General features: G+C 72.0%; 15 protein-coding genes. 1 reads left to right on the top strand and 14 read right to left on the bottom strand.

Annotated features, from left to right (window positions below):
* Positions 1 to 3 precede the first annotated feature (3 nt).
* From ITJ60_RS10465 to ITJ60_RS10480, 4 genes are all read right to left on the bottom strand, one after another.
* Positions 4 to 1,338: a M50 family metallopeptidase gene (locus ITJ60_RS10465; RefSeq protein ID WP_194647858.1), complete on the bottom strand. Its 1,335-nt coding sequence runs from the start codon at positions 1,336 to 1,338 to the stop codon at positions 4 to 6.
* 174 nt (positions 1,339 to 1,512) lie between these two features.
* Positions 1,513 to 2,595: a 1-deoxy-D-xylulose-5-phosphate reductoisomerase gene (dxr, locus tag ITJ60_RS10470; RefSeq protein ID WP_194647859.1), complete on the bottom strand. Its 1,083-nt coding sequence runs from the start codon at positions 2,593 to 2,595 to the stop codon at positions 1,513 to 1,515.
* A 2-nt stretch (positions 2,596 to 2,597) separates the two neighbouring features.
* The gene (locus tag ITJ60_RS10475) at positions 2,598 to 3,569 is read right to left on the bottom strand and encodes an FKBP-type peptidyl-prolyl cis-trans isomerase (protein ID WP_194647860.1); all 972 of its coding nucleotides are present in this window, start codon (positions 3,567 to 3,569) and stop codon (positions 2,598 to 2,600) included.
* A gap of 6 nt (positions 3,570 to 3,575) precedes the next feature.
* The gene (locus ITJ60_RS10480) at positions 3,576 to 4,085 is read right to left on the bottom strand and encodes an OsmC family protein (protein ID WP_194647861.1); all 510 of its coding nucleotides are present in this window, start codon (positions 4,083 to 4,085) and stop codon (positions 3,576 to 3,578) included.
* Between the two features lie 58 nt (positions 4,086 to 4,143).
* On the opposite strand from ITJ60_RS10480, the gene ITJ60_RS10485 reads away from it, so the two are divergent.
* Complete coding sequence (locus tag ITJ60_RS10485) at positions 4,144 to 5,136, top strand: asparaginase (RefSeq protein WP_194647862.1); 993 nt, start codon at positions 4,144 to 4,146, stop codon at positions 5,134 to 5,136.
* 5 nt (positions 5,137 to 5,141) lie between these two features.
* On the opposite strand, the gene ITJ60_RS10490 is transcribed toward ITJ60_RS10485, so the two are convergent.
* From ITJ60_RS10490 to ITJ60_RS18870, 10 genes are all read right to left on the bottom strand, one after another.
* The gene (locus ITJ60_RS10490; RefSeq protein WP_194647863.1) at positions 5,142 to 5,855 is read right to left on the bottom strand and encodes a hypothetical protein; all 714 of its coding nucleotides are present in this window, start codon (positions 5,853 to 5,855) and stop codon (positions 5,142 to 5,144) included.
* Positions 5,856 to 5,926: 71 nt separating this feature from the next.
* Entirely contained in the window at positions 5,927 to 7,618 is a 1,692-nt protein-coding gene (locus tag ITJ60_RS10495) for an FHA domain-containing protein (protein WP_194647864.1), read from the bottom strand.
* A gap of 188 nt (positions 7,619 to 7,806) precedes the next feature.
* Positions 7,807 to 10,266: a DUF3488 domain-containing protein gene (locus ITJ60_RS10500; protein ID WP_194647865.1), complete on the bottom strand. Its 2,460-nt coding sequence runs from the start codon at positions 10,264 to 10,266 to the stop codon at positions 7,807 to 7,809.
* Entirely contained in the window at positions 10,263 to 11,675 is a 1,413-nt protein-coding gene (locus ITJ60_RS10505) for a DUF58 domain-containing protein (protein ID WP_111083878.1), read from the bottom strand. Before ITJ60_RS10505 ends, ITJ60_RS10500 begins: the two co-directional genes overlap by 4 nt.
* Positions 11,672 to 12,643 carry an AAA family ATPase gene (locus ITJ60_RS10510; protein WP_194647866.1) on the bottom strand — a complete coding sequence of 324 codons (972 nt, stop codon included), beginning with the start codon at positions 12,641 to 12,643 and terminating at the stop codon, positions 11,672 to 11,674. The genes ITJ60_RS10505 and ITJ60_RS10510 overlap by 4 nt, the downstream gene beginning before the upstream one ends.
* A 71-nt stretch (positions 12,644 to 12,714) precedes the next feature.
* Positions 12,715 to 18,576, bottom strand: coding sequence for an Ig-like domain-containing protein (locus ITJ60_RS10515; protein WP_194647867.1), 5,862 nt, complete (start codon positions 18,574 to 18,576; stop codon positions 12,715 to 12,717).
* Complete coding sequence (locus ITJ60_RS10520; protein WP_194647868.1) at positions 18,573 to 19,985, bottom strand: serine/threonine-protein kinase; 1,413 nt, start codon at positions 19,983 to 19,985, stop codon at positions 18,573 to 18,575. Before ITJ60_RS10520 ends, ITJ60_RS10515 begins: the two co-directional genes overlap by 4 nt.
* Positions 19,986 to 20,125: 140 nt before the next feature.
* Positions 20,126 to 20,947 (bottom strand): PP2C family protein-serine/threonine phosphatase, encoded by an 822-nt coding sequence (locus tag ITJ60_RS10525; RefSeq protein WP_123294286.1) that lies wholly within the window; start codon positions 20,945 to 20,947, stop codon positions 20,126 to 20,128.
* A gap of 3 nt (positions 20,948 to 20,950) precedes the next feature.
* A complete protein-coding gene (locus tag ITJ60_RS18865; RefSeq protein WP_323743072.1) occupies positions 20,951 to 21,688 on the bottom strand; it encodes an FHA domain-containing protein in 738 nt (245 codons plus the stop codon).
* Positions 21,689 to 21,740: 52 nt separating this feature from the next.
* Positions 21,741 to 22,319, bottom strand: a complete 579-nt coding sequence (locus ITJ60_RS18870) for a hypothetical protein (protein WP_228505237.1) — start codon at positions 22,317 to 22,319, stop codon at positions 21,741 to 21,743.
* Positions 22,320 to 22,414 lie beyond the last annotated feature (95 nt).

The raw sequence follows: 22,414 nt of genomic DNA on the forward strand, positions 1-22,414 counted from the left end.
CGACTACCCGAACAGGTTCACGGGCCGCACGATGTCGGCGTAGATCAGCAGCGCGCTCATCCCCGCCAACAGCACCACGACGACCATCGTGAGCGGCATCGTCTTCGCCAGGTCGATGGGGCCCGGGTCCGCCTTGCCGACGAGCTTGAAGGCCCGTCGCTTGATCGCCTCCCACAGGGCGCCGGCGATGTGCCCGCCGTCGAGCGGCAGCAGCGGCACCATGTTCAGCACGAACAGGCCGATGTTCAGCGAGGCCAGCAGCCCCAGGATCGTGTACGCCTTGTCGACCACCGGCACGCCGCTCATCGACGAGACCTCGCCGATCGCTCGGCCGACACCGACGACCGACACGGGGCTGTCCTGCGACCGCTCCTGCGCGCCGAACGCCGCGTTCCAGACGGCGACCAGCCGCTGCGGCAGATCGATGATCAGGTGCGCCGACGCGGAGATCTGCGCACCCGTCGCGGGCAGCACCTCGGCCGGCGACTGCCGCACGAGCGACTGCCCGATGCTGACGCCGACCACACCGACCCGCTGGGTCTTCGTCGTGCCGTCGTCGTTCGTGACGACCTTGCCCTCGGCGTCGTAGACGTCGCGGGTGGCGGTCGTCGGGGTGATCTCGAGCGTCTTCCGGGCACCGTCACGCTCGACGACGACCGTCACCTGCTCGCCGGCCGACTTCTGGAAGACCTCGGAGACGCGCGCGATGGTCGGGTCCTGCTCACCGTTCACCAAGAGCACGACGTCGCCCGACGCGATGCCGGCCTGCTTCGCCGGCGACTCCGCATCGCCCGAGGTGCACTCGGTCGTCTGGCTGGTCGGCAGGACGCAGTCGACGCTCGACGTGAACGTCGTGGTCGGCGACCCGAAGCCACACAACAGCACGCCGAACAGGACGATCCCGATCACCAGGTTCATCGCGGGGCCAGCGACCATCACGATGATGCGCTTCCACGGGGTCAGCCGGTAGAAGGCGCGGGAGTCGTCGCCGCCGGAGTCCGCGATCTGCTCCGCGCTGGCCTGACGGGCGTCCTGCACGAACGCGCCGTACATGCCGGTGTTCGTGATCGCACTCGGGCGGCCGGAGGCGCGCGGCTTGAGCATGCCGACCATCGAGATGTAGCCGCCGAGCAGGATCGGGCGGATGCCGTACTCGGTCTCACCCCGCTTGAACGACCACATGGCCTTGCCGAACCCCAGCGAGTACTGCGTCACCTTGACGTTGAACAGCTTCGCGAAGGACAGGTGCCCCAGCTCGTGGAGTCCGATCGAGACCAGCAGGCCGATGATGAAGACGACCACGCCGAGGACGAAGAGCAGGACGGATTCGACGGTCACCGGGAAAGGGTACGGGACGCTTGCCATGACGGAGCCGAGCGCCGTCTGGGAGGTGATCTGAGCTTCTCCCCACCGGCACGGCCGTCCCGCCGCTGGCGCGTCGCGCCGGAACCGGCGGTGTCGGCCCCGTCCGTCACGTGGTGACCATGCGACCGACGGGAGGCGCGGATCGCGTCAGCGGGTCAGCGCGCGGTCCGCCGCGGCGCGGGCCCAGTGCTCCGCAGCGAGCACGCCGTCGAGTGACGGCTCCCCCGCGGTGTGCTCCTCGACGACGCGCTCGACCGTGTCGACGATGTCGAGGAAGCCGATGGCGCCCGCGTGGAACGCGGCCACGGCCTGCTCGTTCGCCGCGTTGAACACGGCCGGGAAGGTCCCGCCGAGTTCACCGACACGCTTCGCGAGGGCAACGGCGCCGAACGCGTCGGCGTCGAGCGGCTCGAAGGTCCAGGTGCTCGCCGTGGTCCAGTCGAGCGGCACACCGACCCCGGGCACGCGGTCCGGCCACGCCAGGCCGAGCGCGATCGGCAGACGCATGTCCGGCGGCGAGGCCTGCGCGATGGTGGAGCCGTCGACGAACTCGACCATCGAGTGCACGATCGACTGCGCGTGCACCGTGACCTCGATGCGGTCGTACGGCACGCCGAAGAGCAGGTGCGCCTCGATGACCTCGAGTCCCTTGTTGACGAGCGTGGCGGAGTTCGTCGTGACGACGAGGCCCATGTCCCACGTGGGGTGCGCCAGCGCCTGCGCCGGGGAGACGTCGCGGAGCTGCTCGCGGGTGCGGCCGCGGAACGGACCGCCGCTCGCCGTCAGGACGAGCCGCTGCACCTCGGTGTCGGCACCGGAGCGGAGCGCCTGCGCGATCGCCGAGTGCTCGCTGTCCACCGGGACGATCTGGCCCGGCGCTGCGGCCCGCTGCACCAGGGAGCCGCCCACGATGAGGCTCTCCTTGTTGGCGAGCGCCAGGGTGGCACCGGTCTCGAGCACCGCGAGCGTCGGCCCGAGGCCGACCGACCCCGTGATGCCGTTCAGGACGACGTCCGCCTCGACGTTGCGGACGAGCCGCTCGGAGTCCTGCGCCCCGAACGCCGTGTCGCGGACGCCGAACCGGGCAGCCTGTTCGACGACGAGGTCACGGTTGCTGCCGGCGGTCAGACCGACGACCTCGAACCGGTCCGGATTGCGGGCGACGACGTCGAGCGCCTGCGTGCCGATCGAGCCGGTGCTGCCGAGGACGACGATGCGACGCCGGGCCACGGTCAGCCCTTCGCGAGGATGTCGACCACGAAGACGAGGGTGGCGTTCTTCGGGATGCCTGAACCTTCTCGAGGAGTCGCGCCGTAGGCGTCCTCCGGCGTCGCGACGATCAGCACCTGGGAGCCGACCTTCTGGCCGACGAGCCCGGTGACGAAGCCCTTGATGAGTGCGCTCTCGGAGACCGTGAAGGTCGTCGGGGCGCCCTTCGACCACGAGGAGTCGAACTCCTTGCCGGTGTCGTAGACGACGCCCTTGTACTGCACGAGGGCGGTGTCGCCGTCGGCGATCGCGGCTCCGTTGCCCTGCTTGAGGACCTCGACCGTCGTCTTCGTCGGGGCCTTCACGCCGTCGGGGATCGTGATCTCCGGCTCGCCGCTCGACTTGTCCGTGACCGTCGGCAGTGCCGGGTCCTGGTCCTTCGGGGTGCCGTTCGCCTTGGTGGGGGTCTGCGCGACGACGTCGGCGACGACCACGATCTCGCCACCGGTGTTGAAGCCGAGTGCCGACGACTGGCCCACGGCGGCCACACGGTCGCCGACCTTCGAGCAGGCGAGCAGGGCTCCGAAGCCCGAGCCGCCGACGGACAGGACCTGCGGGTTGCCCTCGTCGAAGCCGACGGTGCCGAGCTTCTTGGCGTCCTTGGCCTCGTAGACCGTGTAGGACACCTGGGCGTAGTCGCCCTCGTCGAGCGACGCGCCCTTGCCGGACACGAGCTTCGTGGCCTGCGGCTTCTTCGCCGAGAGGCCGGCCGTGAACTTCACCGTCGGGGCCTTCGTACCGCCGAACGAGCCGGTCGCGCGGATCGCGTCGGAGGACTTGCCGGGGTCCGGGCAGGACGTGATCGCCGAGGCGGTCGCGCTGGCGGTCGGGGTCGGCGAGGCCGTGGACCCGTCCGAGCCGGAGCCGGAGCAGGCGGCGAGTCCCAGTACGACGGCGGGGACGAGGGCGATCGGGAGCAGGCGCAGACGCTTCACGGGAACCTAGTCTGCCCCACCCGTTGAAGAGTCCCCTGCCAATGTCGCAGCACGGACGACGGTCTCGGCCTCGTGGTGCACCGGGAACGACACCGACCGGGCGATGAAGCACAGCTGGTTGGCCGTGGCGTGGGCGGCTTCGGCGTCGGCGACCCGGTCCGCCTCGAGGATCGTCACGACCGGGTGCAGCGTCGCCCCGGTGAGCTCGCCCGAGCCGTCGCGGTTCAGGTTCAGCGATGCCGTGGCCGTGTCGCGGTAGTCGACGACGGTGAAGCCCTGGGTCACCGCGACGTGCAGGTAGCTGAGCATGTGGCACTGGGCCAACGCGGCGACGACGAGTTCCTCGGGGTTCCAGCGGTCGCGGTCGCCGCGGAACGTGGGGTCGGCCGAGCCGGCCACATCGGGCTTGCCGACCGCCGAGACGACGTGGTCGCGCCCGTAGTCGCGGTAGCCGGAGGTGCCGGTGCCGCGGTCTCCCGTCCAGCTGACGGAGACCTCGTAGGTGTGGTCCTGCACGGGTGCTGCCCCTTCGTCGGCGTCACTGGCGGTCGTCCGCCCTGGCTAGCATGGCGGCATGACGGTGAGCCACGAAGTCCGCACTGATCGCCATCCTCTCACCGCCGACGGGTCGGTCGAACTCGCGGTCCTCGACCGGTCGGGGTTCGACGAGAGCCGGCACATCGGCGCCGGGGTCGTGGTCGACTCCGCAGGTGCCGTGGTCGACTCGGTCGGCGACGTCGCCGCCAGCATCTACCCGCGCTCGACGATGAAGCCGTTCCAGGCCCTGGCCGTCCGCCGAGCCGGTGCCCGGTTCGCCGACGAGGAACTCGTCCTGACCACCGCGAGCCACGCCGGCACCCCCGCGCACCAGGCCCTCGCGCTGCACATGCTCGAGTCGTTCGACCACGTCGAAGCCGACCTCGGGTGCCCGCCGGACATGCCCTTCGACCGAGCCACCGGAAGGACGATGGACGGCCCCCGGCGCCTGGCGATGAACTGCTCGGGCAAGCACGCCGGCATGCTCGCCGCCTGCCGCGTCAACGGGTGGGACGAGGCGACGTACCTGGACATCGAGCACCCGATGCAGCAGCGGGTCCGCTCGGTGGTCGAGGAGTACACGCACGAGACGGTCGACCTGGTCGGCACCGACGGCTGCGGCGCCCCCGTGTTCCCGCTCACGCTGACCGGACTGGCACGCGGGTTCGCCGGTGTCGTCGCTCGGGCCGACGACGACTCCGCGGCACTGACCGACGCCGTCCTGGCGCACCCGTGGGCGATCGACGGGGTCGGTCGGGCCAACACCGTCACGATCGAGCGGTTGCAGGTCCTGGCGAAGCTCGGTGCCGAGGGCGTCATGGTGATGGGGCTGCCCGGTGGGGCCGCGGTCGCGGTGAAGGTGCTGGACGGGTCGCAGCGTGCAGGCACCCTCGCAGCGCTGACCCTGCTGCAGCGGAACGGGCTGGTGGGTGCCGACGGCGTGGCCGATGTCCTGGCGGCGACGGGTGAGCAGGTGCTCGGCGGGGGCGTGCCGGTCGGCGCGGTCCGGGTCGGCTCCGGCCTGCGCTGAGGCCGTCACCCGACGAGCTCCGGGAGCACCGGGAGCACCGGGAGCACCGGTCTGAGCGTGACACCGCGTCGGTCGGGTGGGCGACGCGCGGTGCAGCCGTAGCGGGTGACCTCGACCGCGGCGTCCCACAGCCGTGGCATCGCGCCGAGGCCCGGGACGAGCACGACCGTGCCGCTCGGACGTCCGGAGCGGTCGAGGCGGGCGAGCACCGCCGTGCCGTCGGGTAGGCCCGTACCGTCGGGTAGGCCCGTACCGTCGGGTAGGGCCGCGCCGGTGGGCAGCGCCGCGGCGTCCCCAGCGACAGTTCCGAGTCTGCCGGCTGCGCGGAGGTCGTCCCACGGATCGGCGGTGGCGCGGAGCTGTTCGGCGATCGCCCGGAACACCGCGGCGGCGAGTGCCCCGGTGCCGACGACCACGACGTGACCGGCCGCGTGGGTCTCCCACGGGACACCGTCCGGGCCGTGGCCGAGCAGGAGCCGTCCGGGTGCGCTCGGACAGAGGGGCTCGATCGCCGCTGCGGATTCGTCGCCGGACAGCGACTCCGGTTCGCGGGGCCCGCCAGCGCCGGACCGGTGCAGCAGGACGTCGAGCACCGCGCAGCACCCGGCGGCTGCGAACACCACCGCACGCGAAGCGCCGTCGATGGGCGCGATCACCCCGGCGAGGACGAGCACGACGGAGGTCCCGACCAGGACGCACCGAGCAGCGAAGGGTGTCATGGCTCCATCGCAACAGGCCGGCGGCGCCGCCGAGGGCGCCGACGGCCGATCTGTGGAGAAGTCCGGCAGCGCTACTGCACGAGGAAGAACTGCTCGCCGATGTCCACCCGTGCACCGCGCTCCACGCGGTACCGACGCCCGGGCTCGCACCGACGGATCGAACCGTCGATGTGGCGGACGACGGTGCCGTTGCCGGAGAACCGGTCGGACACCCACAGGTCGTCTCCGTCACGGCCGAGCTCGAGGTGGGTCTTCGACACCGACTTGCCCGGGTCGTGCACGGTCAGCAGGTCGTCGTAGCGCTCCCCCGGCTGCGGACGAGGCAGACGACCGAGCAGGCCGGTGCCGTGCACCCCGAACCGCTCACCCGTGCTGAAGTGCAGCAGGAACGGCGCGCGCGTCGGGGTCTTCGAGACGATGCGGGTCTCGTCGACGTCCTCGTCGAGCTCGTCGGCGTCCGCACTGGCCGCGGGACGGTCCGACGGCGGGAGCGGGAGCTCGGGTGCCGTCGCCCCGGGGACCGGAGGCAGGGGCGCGGCGAGCGGGGCCTGCGCCGGCGGGGCCCAGGACCGTTCAGGGTCCTGGGGTTCAACGTGCGGTGCCGCGTCCCCGGGCTCGGACGGCTCGGTCACCGGCGCCGCGTGTGCGCCGCGGGGACGCCCACCCGGGCGCGAGGCCTCGCTGTCCGGCAGGGCCGACTCGTCATCGGCGGCGGTGTCGTCCGCCGCGGTCTCGTCGCTCGTGATCCGGTCGTCCGCGGGCGCATCGACCGGGATCTCGTCGTCCGGCGTGTCGGTCGACGACGACCCGCCGGCGCCGGCCGACTCCACACCGGAGTGCTCGGTCGCCCAGTCCGGACGCGCCATCGGCAGCGGCACAACCGGTCCGGTGAACGCTGCGGTCACGGCGGGACGGACTGCCCCGCACTCGCCGCAGAAGATGTCGTCGGGCTCGAGGCGGTTGCCGCAGACGTGGCAGATGGTCGTGGCGTGCATGCCCGGCGTGACGAGCGGCGCGGGCCGAGGCGGTCGGCGGTCGATCAGGGGCTCGACGACGGCGGTGTCCCCCGGCTGCGGCGGCGACACGACGGGCGCGGCGGCGGTCGGTTGGTCGAGCGCACCGTCCTGGACGGGTTCGCCGGAGCGGGTGGACGACGTGTCGTCGGCGTCGTCGGACTCGACGTGCACGGGCGAGTCGTCCGTCGCGTGCGGGGATGCCGCGGTGCCGTCGGGCGTGTCGTGGGACGTGTCGTGGGACGTCTCGTCAGCGGCGGCCGGTGCACTCGGGACCGGCGGGACGACAGGAGCGGACTCGGCTCCGGACGCGGGCGGTGCGGCCTCGGTGGTGGCACCGCGGCCGACCCACCAGGACGGTCCGGCCGGCGCCGCGGTCGGGGCCGGAGCGACCGGCGGCGCCCACACGGGTGCCGGCGCCTCGTCAGCACCAGGCGGGGTCGCGGGACGGTCCTCGACAGGAGCCAGCCGGGTCCGCTCGGGGTCGTCGGCGAGGACGTCTGCGGGCTCGGAGCGGTAGGCGTCCGGGTCCAGTGGCGGTTCGTCCGGAGCAGGGACGGCGTCGGGCTGCGCGGCCGCGTTCGACCAGTTGCCGAGGCCGGAGCCCGCACCGTGCACGTGCGACGGCGCCTCGCGCGGGGCGAGGTCGTCGGGGCGTTGGACCGGCACCGCGGCCGGCGGTTCGCTGCTGCGGCGGTCGGCACCGGTCAGCCAGGCGCGGGTGGCTGGGTCGAGGGTGGACTCGGGCAACCATGCGTCAGCCGCAGGGTCGGAGCGACGTCCGTGGGAGTCGGGCTGCTGCAGGGGCGGTGGCGGCGCCTGCTCGACGGGGGTCGGAGCGACCGGCCGGCGGCTCGCTCCGGCGGTCACCGCGCGTCCGCACTCACCGCAGAAGATCGCCCCCTCCGGGAGCATCGATCCACAGTGTTCGCATCTGATCACGGTCTGCCTCTGTCCTCACTCGGCCGTCCACGACGCTCGTCAGGCCTCCGGCCATCGTAGTCACCGCGTCTCGCCGAGCCCTGACCGGTGGTCGCGCGCGGCCGTTCGGGTCCGCGCAGGGACCGGAGCGACACGGCGGTGCGGAACCGCTCACGACGCGTCCGACCGGCGCGCAGGGTCCCCACCGCGTCGTCCGTCGCCGACCACATCCGGTCGGCAGCGGCCTGGTCGACGTCGCTCGGTCCGAACACCGCCCGGTCGGCGAGGGCGGCCAGTCCGGTCCCGCCCTCACCCGGAGCACCGGCGACGGTCTCGCGTCGCGTGGCCGATCCGGCCACGTCGTGTCCACGGTCGAGGAGCGCATCGCGGTACTCGTCCCAGGCCCCCACGATGCGACCGCGCGGCGTCGGAGCACGACGCCGCCGTCGGCGGCGGACCCGCTTCAACAGGACGATCACCCCGAACGGCAGGAGCACGAGGGCGATCAGCCCCAGTGCACCGAGCACCCACGGCAGCGCTGCGAGCAGGATCTGCAACCACAGCGGCTGCACAGGCGGCGTGTTCCGATCGCTCTGCGGCGGCGCCTGCTGGTCCTGGTCCTGCTGGTCGACGGGAGGCGGCGGCACGACGGTTTCGGGACGGGTCACCGGCTGCGGCGTCTGCTGCTGCTCGTTCGGGATCTCGCGGACACTCGGGTTCGGGTTGAGCATCACCCACCCCCACTGCGCGGTGTCGACCTCGATGCGCGCGGTGACGTCCGAGCCGCGGAACGTCGTGGTGCCCCCGCTCACCGACGCCCCGCCGGACCCCGAGTCGCCGCCCGCAGTGAAGCCCATGACCACCCGTGCCGGGAACCCGAGCTCGTCGGCCATCAGCGCAGCGGCCGCGGCGTACTGCTCCTGGTCGCCGATCATCAGCGGCGACGTCAGGAGCTCCTGGATGCGGTCGGCGCCGTGCCCCGAACGGCTCATCCGGTCGTCGCCCACGCCGTGGCTGACGTACCCGTTGCGCTTGAGCGCCTGGATCACCGCGACGAGCTTCGCACCAGACGTCGCATCGGCATCGGTCGTCGCCTCGACCGTCTCGCGGACGGCGTCCGGCACCTCGCGCGCCGTGGGGACCGCGGCGCTGCCCGGGCGGGCCGCCGCGAGCTGCTCGTCCGTCGGCTGGTCGGGGACCACGGCGGTCAGGTCGTAGGAAGTGCCTTCGCGGACACCGCCGACCACGGCGCCCGTCTGCGTCGAGCCGTTGTAGAAGAAGGACCCGCGCTCGTCGTCAGCGTCGGTCCCGGTGAAGTCGACGCGCTCCAGGTCCCCCACCGTCGGCAGCCAGACCCCGTTGTAGCCGTCGACGGTCACCCCGACGCGCACCGTGGTGCCGTCCACGCCACGGACGTCGACCGACGTCGGCACCCGCTCGAACGTCCCCGACGACGAGGAGCCGTCCGACCCGCCGACGCGGTAGACCACGCCGTCGTAGGTGTCGAGCGTCGCGATGCGCACGAACCCGTTCTCCGGCAGTCCGGTGACCCGGAGCTGTGCGGTGTCCGCCGCGCTCTGCTCTTCGTACGCCCGGAAGCCGCTCAGCGGGCTGACGTAGTCGCGGGGGTCGAACGGCTTCACGATGTCCGTCCTGGCCACGGTGCGCTCGTTCGCCGGCGGTGCGACCAGCCCGAGCCCCGTCGCGACGACGGCCGCCGCCACGATCGTCCCCGTGCCGACGAGCGCCGGGCGGACGACCGACCGGGCGATCGCTACCGACGACCCGATCGTGGTCGCCACGGCGACCGCGCGACGGGCGTGCCGCACCGTCAGCGCCCACACGAGCGCGATGGCGACGAGCACGACGGCCGTCACGATCGACGTGTCCAGCCGGCTCGGCCCGACGACCACCCCGATCGCGAACAGCACCAGCGCCGGGATGCTCGCGAGTTCCTGCCTGGAGGCCCGGGTCGCGACGCTCACGGCGGTCACCGTGGCGACGAGGAGCGTCACGAAGTACGGCACGAGGAGCGCCTCGTACGAGCCGACCGGCAGGCTGATGGTCACCAGCTGCTTCCACCCCAGCGCGACGCCGGCGAACAGCGCGAGCAGGCCAGGGCCCGTCGGCAGGACCCCGTTGGCCTGACCAGGCACGGCGGCGGGTACACCGGCGAGCGTGAACGCCGCCACCGTCGCGATCGCCACCACGACCAGCGGCAGCCGCAGGACCGCGCCGACGAGGGCGACGAGGGTGCCGAAGACGATCGCGGTCACCGCAGCGACGATCATCGAGTCATCACGGTAGACCGGCCACCACGACACACTCGCGACCGCGAGCAGGAGCCACACGACGAGGGTCCCGCCGGCCAGACGGAACGGCACGAGCCGCCGGGCATCGCGGCGATCGGAACGCCGGGTCGACCGACGGGCACGCTCCGCGGGCGGCGTCGGCGCGGCCACCGGAGGGGCGCTCACGCGGCGGCCGATCGGTGCAGGGCGTGCCGGAGGTCGTCCAGGTAGCCGATGGTCATCACGGTCAGGCCCGCGACCCGCAGGAACCGTGGCTGTGCTTCGGGCTCGCAGATCACCGCGACGACCTCGACCCCGACGGGGAAGCGGGTCGCCGCGAGCCGGAGCGCCGGCAGCCCGATCGTCGAACCGACGACCAGGAACGCCACCGAGATGCCTTCGGTGTCGCTGCCGACGATCCGGGAGACCTCGGCGATGGGCAGGCAGGCATCGGCGAGTCCGACCGAGGCGAAGTCGTCGAGCAGTCGCGTCGGGGTGACCGTCGGCAGGGTCCGCACCGCGTAGACGGCACGCTTCGCGAACTCCGGGGTGCGTTCCGACACCACGACCGAGACCTCTCGGCCGTCGCGGATCGCACGAGCACCGAGCGAGGCCGCAGCGCTCACCGCGAGCTCGAACTCCTCGTCGTCCCCGAACTCCGACCTGGCGATGCCCAGCGCCACGACCAGGTGCGAGCGGCGCGTGTCCTCGAACTGGCGCACCATCAGCGCGCCCGACTTCGCCGTCGATTTCCAGTGGATGGTGCGGGGGTCGTCACCCGGCATGTACTCGCGGATGGCGTGGAACGCGATGTCGGCCGGCGACAGATCGGTGGTCGCCTGCCCCTCGAGGTCACGCACCAGGCCGGTGCTCGTCGACGGGATCGCGATCGTGCGCGGGTGCACGATGACCTGTTCGCGTGCGGTCCAGACGACCTCGCGACGGACGAGACCGACGGGGTCGGCGCGGACACCGGTGACCGGCCCCACATCGAGCACGCCGCGGCGCACGGTTGGCACGGGCACCAGTTGCTCGAACGTGCCGTGCGCGCCGATCGCCGGGATCGCGACGTCGACGAGACCCGGGCCGACCGGCACCTCGACCGTCGTCGGCACCGAGGGCAGACGCGTCGGGTTCTCCGCCGTGACCACCACACCGGCCTCGTCGCCGACCGCCACACGGTGCTGCGGCAGGCGCATCCGGATCACCAGCCGCGTGCGACCGATGAGCGCGATCGCTGCGACGACGACGAGCACCGCTCCCGCGAACCCGACGACGACGATCTCCCGCAGGCCGAACCGGTAGCCGGCCACGAACGCGACGAGCGTGAGGGCCGCGACCGTCCACCCGAGCCCGGTGACGACGGACGAGACCTCGCCCCAGGAACGCTTGACGAGCCTCCAGGCCGTTGCCCACACCCGGACGATCCCGACGACCGCATCCGCGGCGACGCCTTCGCGGTCACCGACGATGCGCGAGCGGACGTTGGTCAGGCCGGCGACCGTCCCCGTGCGCTCGTACGCCGTCGTCCCGCGACGCGACCGCGTCGAGGACGGACGGCGTGAGCGCGTGGAGACGGGCCGGCGGTCCGTCACGTCGTGACTCGGTCGGACGGCGGCGGCGTCTCCACCAGCAGCTGTGCGATGACGCTCGGCGCGCTGACACCGTCGAACTCCGCCTCGGCGTCGAGCACCAGGCGGTGCGCGAGCACCGGGACGGCGAGGGCCTTGACGTCGTCCGGCGTGACGTAGTGGCGGCCGCTCAGCGCGGCGAGCACGCGTGCCGAACGGATGAGGCCCATCGCGCCGCGGACACTGACGCCCAGGCGGACCTCACTGGCCGAACGCGTCGCGTCGACCAACCGTGCGACGTAGTCGGCGATGACGGCGTCGACGTGCACCGTACGGGCCAGCGCGGCCATCTCGGTGATCGTCGCCGCGGGCACGACGCTCGCGAGCGGAACCGATGCCGACGGAGCCGACGAGGTCTCGAGGATCTTCACGGTGGCGGCGTGGTCGGGGTAGCCGATCGAGGTCTTCATGAGGAACCGGTCGAGCTGCGCCTCGGGCAGACGGTACGTGCCGGCCTGCTCGATGGGGTTCTGCGTCGCGATGACCATGAAGGGGGCCGCCAGGCGGTGGTTCACGCCGTCGACCGTGATCGCCGACTCCTCCATCGCCTCGAGCAGGGCAGACTGCGTCTTCGGGCTCGCACGGTTGATCTCGTCGGCGAGGACGATGTTCGCGAAGACCGGGCCGCGGTGGAAGTCGAACTCCTGCGTGCGCTGGTCGTAGACGCTGATGCCGGTGATGTCGCCGGGCAGCAGGTCGGGGGTGAACTGGATGCGGTTCGTCGTCCCCTGCACGCTCTGCGACATCGCCCGCGCCAGGCTCGTCTTGCCCGTGCCGGGGACGTCCTCGAGGAGCAGGTGGCCCTCGCTGAGCATCGCCGTCACCGCGAGGCGGATCACGAACGTCTTCCCGAGGAGCACCTGCTCGACGTTGGTCACGATGCGGCCTGCGACGTCGGCGAACCAGGTGGCCTGCTCCGGGGTCATGCTCATGCGGGGTGGTCCTCGTCGTCTCGGGGGATGGCGGTGGGTGCAGCGTACGGCGGAAGGACGGCTGGGCGGGGTCAGCCGGTCGGCGCGGTCGACGTCTCGGGGGCCGGGTCCGGTGCGGCGACGTCCTGCTCGACGGGGTTCGCATCCGTGTACGAACCGTCCACGGTGGCGACCACCGTGATCGTCTTCGCGTCCCTGGGGATCGTCGAACCTGCTCCGTACGGGCCGTTCAGGTCACCCGTCGGGCATCCGAGGACCTCCAAGGCTGAGTCCGTGCAGATGTAGACCCGGTAGTCCACGCTGTGCGTCCCGTTGTTCACGGGAGCGTTGATGCTCAGCACCGTGCCGGCTTTCGGCGTCTGCGCGGATGCTCTGGTAGAGATCGGGACCACGGATCCGACCTGTGTCTGATCGGAGCAGTACTGCCCACCGTTCGACGACAGCCTGCACGCGGTCACGGTGACTGCAAGGCTCGTCCCGTAGGTACCAGCACTCGGGTACAGCGTGACGTCGCTCCCGTCTGACGTGGTGCTCGACCCGTTCTGCAGGCTGACGCGGTAGTACGTCGCGCGACCTCCCGCCGAGAGCCCCGAAACCACGACCGGGAAGTTGCCGTCCGAGTCGGACCTCGTTGCGAGGGACACCCGCGCGGACGCTCCATTCGGCGACTCGTAGGACCTCACCGGGCCGGAGACGCTCGACGAGCAGAATCCCAGACCGTTCACCGCGACGACGGCGTAGTAGAGATCGCCCTCACCACGAGGCTGATCGGTGAACGACGTGCCGCTCCCAGTCTTCGTCGCGTCTTGCTCCCGAACTGCCGTGCAGTCGAGTGATGGCGACGAGAGCCGGAACAGCCAGTACGCCTTGATGTCGCTCCCGCCGCCGTTCGAGGGGGCGAAGTTGATCGACACCGATGTGGAGTTGCCGCTCTGCTGCCCGGTTGCGCTCAGGTTCGACGGTGCACTCGGGCGTCCGACCGAGGTGCCGCTCGCCGACGCCGAGTTCCACTGCACCACCGTGCCGTTGCGATCAGCGCTGTTCCGCGCCGACACGGTCACCGTGTACTGCGCCGCGCTCTGGGCACCGGCGAACGAGGTGTTCGTCGCAGTGCCGGTGTTGCGGGTGTCGGACAGCCCCGGACCCTCGATCGTCACGACGTAGTTGTCGACCGCGCTGCCCCGGTTCGGGGTGGCGACGGCGCTCCACTTGACGTCGAGCTGGTTCGGCGTCGACCCGTTCGGTGTGACGGTGATGCCCTTCGGCGGCGCCGGCACGAAGTCCGCACTGATCGGAGCGGAGCTGCCCGACGGCTTCGAGTCGCCGATCGCGTTGGTGGCGATGACCTGGAACCGGTAGGACGCCTTCGGGTCGAGCCCGGTCAGCGTGCAGACGGTCGCGGTGCCGCAGTTCTTCGAGACGCCGTTCGTGCCCGTCACGCGGTACCCGGTGATCGGCGAGTTGTTCCCCTGCGGCGTCGACCAGGTCAGCGTGGCCTGACCGCCGTCGTACGAGCCGGTGCGGGTCGGCGTGCCCGGGGCGTCGGGGACGTCCTGCACGGAGACGGTCACGTCGCCCCACACGTACCGGTCCGGGTCGTTCGTGGCGTCCGCGACCTGGTACTGCAGGTGGGCGTCGACGGGCTTCGCGGTGTCGGAGACCCGGACCTGCAGGCGGGAGCGATCGGCGCTCGGCGTCACCGAGACACCGCTCGGCAGGCCGCCGGAGAGCCCGCGGATGTTCACGACGCGCAGCCGCTCACCGGGGAACGGATTGGTCGGCTGGTCGTTCGTCAGGACGTCGATGGTCGTGGTCGCACCACGCTTGGTGATCGACCTGTCGGCGCCGGGTTGCACGAGCGGTCGGGTGGACGCCACCACGCCGACGGTCACGGTGCCGGCACGTCCGGCGTTGGCGTCATCCTGCACGCCGATGCCGATCGACGCCGTCGTGTTCTTCTTCGCGGTGTCCGGCACGGCGATGGTCAGCTGCTGGCCCGAGATCGTCGCGGTGGCACCACTGGTCGGCTTGCTCACCACGGAGTACCGCAACTCCGGCAGGTCCTTCGGGTACGGGTAGTCGGTGAGCTTGGTCAGGTCGACGGTGCGGGTCTCGCCCGGCTGCATCTCGACCGCCGATCCGGTGAACGCCGGCGGCTGGTTCGACCGCGGCGTCACGGTGACCGGGAGCACGAGGGTCGCGACCCGGCCCTTCCCGCCGTTGGCCGCGGAACCGTCGGTGACCTCGAACGAGATGGACGCGTTGCCGTAGTAGAGCTTCGACGAGGTGAACTGCAGCGTCGACGAGTCCACGACCAGGCTCTGGCCGTTCGCGTGCGTCGCCTTCACCGTCCCGCGGTCCGTGATCTTCGCCGTCTGACCGTTCGCGGTCACGACGTAGTCCTCGAGCGGGATGCGGACCGTGGCCTCGCTCTTCACGGTGACGGCACCGGCCGAGCGGTTGATCTGCGGCAGGGCGTCGTCGAACCCGGGGACGTTGATGAAGCCGTAGGACACGATGTCGGGGTGGTCGACCCGTGCGACCGAGAACGGGATGACCTGGGACTCGTCGGTGAGCCGGACCGTGATCCGTCCGTCGTCGGTGAGCCGCGCGGTGTCGCCGTAGCCGTCCACGATCCCGACCCGCAGGTCGGCAGCGGTGCCCTCGGCGAAGAAGACGTTCTCGAGCACGTCCACGGTCACGCTCTCGCGCCGCAGGATGTCCTGCAGGTCCAGGGTGGTGTCGTCGACCTCGGGGCGGAGGGGCTGCGCGTCCGGGTCGACGGTGACGGTGAGGAACGCGGTGCTCGATCCCCCGCTCGCGTTCGCGACGGTGTAGAGCACGGCGTAGTCGCCCGACTTCGCGGTCTTCGGGGGTGTGACTCGGATCTGCTGCTTCCGCAGGATCTTCGCCGACACGTCGTCGGCGGTGGGCTCGGCCGCCGACACGCTGAGCTGGCCACCCTCGGGGTCGGAGTCGTTCTGCAGCACCCGGACGGTCACCGACCCGCCGGGGCGGATCGTCACGTGGTCGGCCTCGGCGACGGGGTTCGACGCCTGTTCGGCCCGGGGCGCGATGCCCACGCGGACGGTACCGGTGGCACGCGCCCCCAGGGCGTCGACCACGGTGTAGGTGAACTCGTCGGTGCCGGCCGAGTAGTCGCCCGCCTCGTAGGTCAGGGCGTCGGACGCGACGTCGGTAACGGAGCCCTTGTCCGGGTTCGAGCCGACGCCGACGAGCTGCACGGAGTCACCGTCCGGGTCGATCCCGTTCAGCGGCACCGAGATCCGCACCGACGAACCGGCCACGACGCGGGCGGTGACGGTCTGCGGCACCGGCGGGTTGTTCGTCGCGGCGTCCCGCTCGCGCACCGAGATCGAGACGGCGGCGTCGGCGTACTGGCCGTCCGGACCCGCGACCCGGTAGACGGCGGTGTAGTTGCCGGGGGTCTTCGGCGCGAGGTAGCGCAGGTGGTCACCCGAGGCGAACAGCAGACCGCCGTCGCCGGGCACGTTCTGCACGAGCTCGGGCTCGAGCGTCAGGGGTTCACCCTCGGGCTGGGTGTCGTTGTCGAGCACGTCGATGTTCGCGACGTCGCCGACCCGGACGGTCGCACTGTCGGGCTGGGCGACGGGCGGCTGGATCCGGTCGGGCTTGGGGATCTCGACGACGGTGATCGTGCCGGTGGACGACGCGAGGCCGTTCGTCTCGGTGTAGCCGAACGACACCGGCCCGTCGAGCGGTGCGGTCAGCGTGACGCGCACGGTGTGCTGGTCGAGGATGCTCGCCTGGACGCCGCTGCCCCGCTCGGGTCCGTCGAGGGCGGTGACGAGCAGCACCCCGCCCGCGGGGTCGATGTCGGTCGCGGTGACGTCGGTGTCCTTGCTCGAGAGCGTGTTGACGAAGACCGTCTTCGGGGTCGTGATGGGCGCGGTCGAGGCGTCCGGTGGTGCGAGGATCGTGACGCGCACGATGCCGCTCGACGTCTTCACACCGTCGGTGACGGTGTACTCGAGTTGGTGGTCGCCGGCACTCGCACCCTGCACCCGGAAGGTACCGGCGTCGTAGCTCGGGGTGACCGTCAGCCCGGCCGACGACGACACGCTCGTGAGGGTCACGGTGCCGTTGCCGCCCCGGACGTGGTCGAGCGGTTCGACCGTGAGCGCCTTGCCTGCGTAGCCCTGCACCGGGAACGGGTCGGCACGCAGCGGCACACTCCCCTGCTTCGCCACGCGCACGGTCACCGAGCCGCGGCCGTCGGCGCGTCCGTCGCTCACGACGAGCTGCACGGCACGGTCGCCCGTCCGGCCGCTGTCCGCGCGGAAGTCGAGCAGGCCGTCCGGGGTGGTCGACACCCGGTCGCCGTCCGAGGCGGTCGCGGACTTCAGGTACACCGGGTCGCCGTCCGGGTCGACCCAGTCGCCGAGCACGCTGCTGACGACGTGTCCGTTCTGCACCACGTCCGTCGAGGTGTCACGCACCTGCCGCGGGGCCTCGTTCTGCGATTCCGGCCGCACCGTGACACGGACGGTCCCGGTGTCCGACCCGCCGTTGCCGTCGGTGATCGTGTACGGGAAGGTCACAGTGCCGGTCGCGCGCGACGACAGCGTCACCTGCAGCCGCTGGCCGTCGGCGACGATGGCGACCCGGCCGGTGGACTCCGAGATGGACCCGACCTCGCTCACGATGATCGGGTCACCGTTCGGGTCGTAGTCGTTGAGCAGGACCGGGAGGCTCGTGGTGCGTCCCGGACGAGCGCCCAGGTCGTCGTCCACCGCCACCGGCGGCTTCTGGTCCTTGTCGACCTCGGGATCGTCGTCGGAGACCTGCTCCTGCTGCTGCTCGTCGTCCTGCTTGATGAGGTCGGCCCAGTTGTCGATGAGCTGGCCGCTGCGGTCGATCGCCCACGAACGACCGCTCGAGGGGTCGTTGGCGACGACGGTCTGCCCGTTGTGCAGGATCTGCATCGTGCTGGTCCCACCGGTGCTCGCGAGCCGCTGGAGCGCGTTGCCGTCACAGGTGTCGATCGCCTGACCCCCGGCCCACGCCGCGTAGGTGCAGGACCCGTCGACGTAGGGGCGCGCCGCGCGTCCGGACACCTGGAGCGCGGTGGCGTCGACGGACCCCGAGGCGCTGACCCGGACGAGTCCCGCGGTGCCCGCGACGGTGACGTCCGACGAGGTGTCGGAAGACCGTTGGAGCGCGGGTGACGCCCCGACCCGGTCCCCCAGCTCCACGGTGCGTCCGTCGACCGACAGGGCGCCGCTGGTGCGGTCGAGCACGGCCAGGTGGCCGTCGAAGGTCGCGACCTGGAAGTCGTCGGTGCGGTCCATGTCGACCTTCCACCGTTGGTCGACGGACAACGTCGACCCGACGTCGACGAGCGATGCCGTGCCGGTCTTCGCCGAGTACACCGCGACGTGTCCGTCCGAGGCGTCGAAGACGGTGTCCGCCCCGAGCGTCAGGTCGGCCTTGGCCGAGGCGTCGAACTCGGCGAGGTCGGCCGCGGGCGTCGCCCACAGCTCGCCGGTGTCCTGGTTGCCGATCACCGCGGTGTCTCCCGCGAAGAAGACCTGCGGTGTCCCCGCGGGCAGGGTCACGGCATCGCCGACGGTGGCGTCGGCGACGTCGACCTTGGCCACGGTCCCCTTGGTCTGGTCGACGCTGTAGACCATGGACCCGCGCTGCAGCACGGACAGGTCGTCGCTCGCGGTCTCGACGGCGGTGTTCAGCTGGAGGACCCCGGTGTTGGCCCGACCGACCGCTCCGTACTCGGCGGAGGGCACCCACACCGTGCCGTCCCCGAGGTCGACGCGCTGCGTGTGGTACCCCGTCGAGACGATCGCGGTCGTCGCGACGACCGCAGCGACCAGGACGGAGACCCCGGTGGTGACGGCGGCGGATCGGTGCCTCGCGACGAGCGCGCGGATCACCCGGCGCTCCCGACGGTCGCGCACTTCTGCGCGCTCGCTGCACCGGTCTTGCCGTCGCGGTTGACCGCGACCGAGATGCACTCCTCGTCGCCGCGCTGCCCGGAGACGACGAACGTGGTGCCGGTCTGCTGACTGGATGCGCCGTTCGACGAGATGACGTAGGTGTCGCCGCTCTGCAGACCCGGGTCCGCCCACGAGAACGACACCGCCTGCGCCGAGGGCTGTGCTCGGACGTCCGCCACCACGGGGATCGCCCCGGCGCCGAGCCGCCCGACGACGACCACGGTCGCGATGGCGAGGGCGGCGACCACGACGACGGCGAGGGACGTCGCCCAGACGAGCGTCGACCGGGTGCGTCGACGCGCACGGGTGACCGATCCGGTGCGGTGGACGGTGCCGACGCTCTGCGAACCACCGGCGACGACGCCGCCCTGGACCGCGCGACGGGTGCGGCGGCGGGCGCCGACCCGCGACGGCGGCTGGAGCTCACGGATCATGGTCCGGTCGCCCTCCGGGGTCGGGGTCGCGATGGCCCACGCCTCGACCGCGACGTCGGCCGCGGTCTGCGGGATCCCGAGCTCGGCCTCGACCTGCTGGAACCCGCGCACGAGTTCGAGCACGGTCGTCGGGCGCGACGGCACCTTGCGGGACAGCGCGGTGGCGAGCAGGCGCTCGAGCGACGGTGGGACGTCGGTGCGACCGGTGGGCTTGACGCCGCCCTTGTCGATCCGGCTCATCAGGTCGCTCGCACCGTTCTTGCCGCCCCGGACCTCGAACGGGCTGCGGCCGGCGAGCAGGGAGTAGACGGTGGCGGCGAGGGAGTACACCTCGGACTGGATCGTGCCGCGGGACTCGTCGATCAGGACCTCGGGTGCCGACCACGGGATCGACATGCCGATGGGCTCGTCCGGGTCGGTCCCGCCGATGGTCGCCGCGATGCCGAAGTCGGACAGCACGGGGTTGCCGTAGGCCGTGAGCAGGATGTTCGACGGCTTGATGTCACGGTGGAGCACGCCTTCGCGGTGCGCGGTCTCGAGGGCGGAGCCGATCCGCACACCGATCGAGAGCACCTCGGACACCGGGACCGGCTCACGCCGGTACCGCTCGCTGAGCGACGAGGAGCACAGCTCCATCACGAGGTACGGACGTCCGTCGGCCGCGACGCTCGCCTGGAACACCGTGAGGATCGACGGGTGGGTGCTGAGCCGCGCCATCAGGTTGGCCTCGGCCTGGAACATCTGCCGGACGCGGTCGTCGACGACCTCGTCGAGCAGGACCTTCACCGCGACCTGACGACGCGGCATGTCCTGTTCGTACAGGAAGACGTCGGCGAAGCCGCCGGAACCGAGGACGTGCACGGGGCTGAAGCCGCCGATCACGGGCGGGTTGGACGGCAGGCGACGCGCCATCGCTATCTCCTCCCCGGCCGAGCGGCCAACTCTCTCGTCGTGGCACAGTCATTGTACGAAGCGCCGGTGACCGTCGATCCGCACACCGACCACCTGTGGACGGGCGCACTCCCCCAGTTCGGGGGGTCCTGTGCCGGCGGTCAGTGCCGCGGCAGGGTGTCCTCGAGGTCGCCGTCGTCCGGGGCGGCGTCGACCTGGAGCACCACGACGGTGACGTTGTCGCGGCCCCCCGCGACGACCGCGTCACCGACGAGGCGTTCGGCGAGTCCCTGCGCACCGGCTTCTCGCGCCGCGATGCGCGCGATGCCGGCGTCGCCGAGCTCCTTCGTCAGGCCGTCGGAGCAGACGATGTACCGGTCGCCCGCGCGGAGCGGCAGGGTCCACCAGTCGGGCGCCGGCGGTTCGCCGAACCCGACCGCGCGGGTGATGACGTTGCTGTCCGGGTGCTGTTCGGCGTCCTCGGCCCGCAGCAATCCGGCGTCGACCATCTCCTGCACCACGGAGTGGTCCACGGTGACGCGGCGCAGCACGCCGTCCTCGATCCGGTAGGTCCGGGAGTCGCCGACGTTGAAGACGAGGGCCGCCGGCTGCCCGAGTGACGCGACCAGCGCGATGCCGGTGACGGTCGTGCCCGCTCCGATCGCGTTGCCGCCGGCTGCGCGCTCGATGTCGGCCGTGGCGAGCAGCAGCGCCCGCTGGATGCCCTGCCGCGTGGTGAAGGGTTCCTGCGTCACCTGCTCGAGTCGACGCACGACGGCGTCGCTCGCGCGGTCGCCGGCGAGGTGTCCGCCCATGCCGTCGGCGACGACGAAGAACGGTGCCCCGACGATGTAGCTGTCCTCGTTGTGGTCACGGCGACGACCGACGTCGGTCGCGGCTCCCCACGAGAGCGTCAGGGTGGCGCCGTCGGCACCGGGGACGTCGATGGCGTGCGCAGTCGCTGCTCGGCCGAGTTCGGTCACGTTTCAGGATCGCTCTCTGGGGGTTCGGGGCGTGCCGTGTGCTGTCTGGTCGGTGGGCCACGGGGGAACCGGTGGGAACCCGTCCGCCGTCGGTGCGACCCGGAGGTACGGCGAGAGGACCTCGATGGCGTTGCCGTCACCGACCTCGACTACCGTACCCGTCAGCGCGACGATCGACGCACCCGATGCCATGCGGTACACCGGCGCGCCGGCCGGTCGGACGACGGTGCCGTTCGTGGACCGCAGGTCCTGCACCACCACGGCTTCGCCCTCGGCGTGGATGCGGACGTGCGAGGACGACACCTGCCCGTTGGCGGAGCGCACCGTCACGAGTTCCGGTTCGGGGCCGCTGGTGATCCGCGGCAGCGACGGACGCCGCCCGATGACGACCGGGTGGTCCAGACGGAAGGTGCGGTCGCCGATGCGGATCGACGGCACACGCGCCGCGGGCGCGGCAGGGACGGACGGGAGGCCCGTGGCGGCTCCGGCGGGCACGCGCGGTCCGGCGGCGCTCCGGACACGGGCGCGGACGACCGTGTCCTCCGGGTCGGCTCCGTCGTCGGCAGGGTCGTCGGCACGGTCGCCGACCGGCTCGGATGGTTCCGTGCGCGGGCGGATGACGGTGTCGCCGAGCACGTCGTCGAAGCGATCGCCGCCGTCCGACCCGCGGGGTCGACGGATGACGGTGTCCTCGATGTCGTCGTCGCGCAACCGGAGCCCTTCGGGTGTGGTGTCCTCCACCGTAGACGATCCGGTCGACCCGTCACACCGCGCCGTCGGCGGTCGGCGCCGGTCACGATCGGTGCCGGTCACGACGGGGCCCGGCCCACGTCGGCGCGCTGCCGGCCAGGACCGACCGCAGGACCAGCCCGGCGAGCGGGTCGTCGGCCCGGGTCTCGAGGGCGTAGCGCGCCCGTGTCTCGGCGCGGGCCGACGACCCGAGCGCCCACGCGCACCAGGCCCCGAGTGCGAGCGCACCGGCGGCTCCGGCCGTACTGTCCGCCTGACCGCCCTCGGCGCGCCAGACCCGCCAGGCCTCGGCACACCGGTCGCCAGCCGTGCGCAGCCGAGCACGGTCCGGTTCCGGTCCGAGGCCGTGCAACGCCGGCGGGGTGGGATCGCCGAACGGGTCGAACCCCCGGATGGCCCGCGGATCCGGCTGGTCTCGGGCGGCGAGGAACGGGATGAGCGCCATGCGGGTCGACAGCGCACCGCAGGCGGTGACGATCGCGATCGCGCCGACGCGGGAGCCAGCGCCGACGCCGGACGTGACCAGCGCTGCGGCCGCTGCTGGGAGGGTGACCGCCGCCGCGATCTCGCGAGGAAACCGGACTGCGGTGTGGTCAGGGGTGTGTGCCGTCAAGGGGATCATGCACGCCATCGAAGCGTGATCCGGGCCTCCAGTCAGGCACGAACCGACCACCTGTGGACAGCAACGCCCCGGCCCGCCCTGTGGAGGACGGACCG

Origin of the sequence: Curtobacterium sp. VKM Ac-2884 (assembly GCF_015350945.1) — a bacterium.
Lineage (GTDB): Bacteria > Actinomycetota > Actinomycetes > Actinomycetales > Microbacteriaceae > Curtobacterium.

Bases quoted from the DNA above. Each gene is read 5' to 3' on its own strand.
- ITJ60_RS10520 (WP_194647868.1), bottom strand. From the start codon at position 19,985: ATGGCGCGTCGCCTGCCGTCCAACCCGCCCGTGATCGGCGGCTTCAGC.
- ITJ60_RS18870 (WP_228505237.1), bottom strand. From the start codon at position 22,319: ATGATCCCCTTGACGGCACACACCCCTGACCACACCGCAGTCCGGTTT.
- ITJ60_RS10490 (WP_194647863.1), bottom strand. From the start codon at position 5,855: ATGACACCCTTCGCTGCTCGGTGCGTCCTGGTCGGGACCTCCGTCGTG.
- ITJ60_RS10510 (WP_194647866.1), bottom strand. From the start codon at position 12,643: ATGAGCATGACCCCGGAGCAGGCCACCTGGTTCGCCGACGTCGCAGGC.
- ITJ60_RS10485 (WP_194647862.1), top strand. From the start codon at position 4,144: ATGACGGTGAGCCACGAAGTCCGCACTGATCGCCATCCTCTCACCGCC.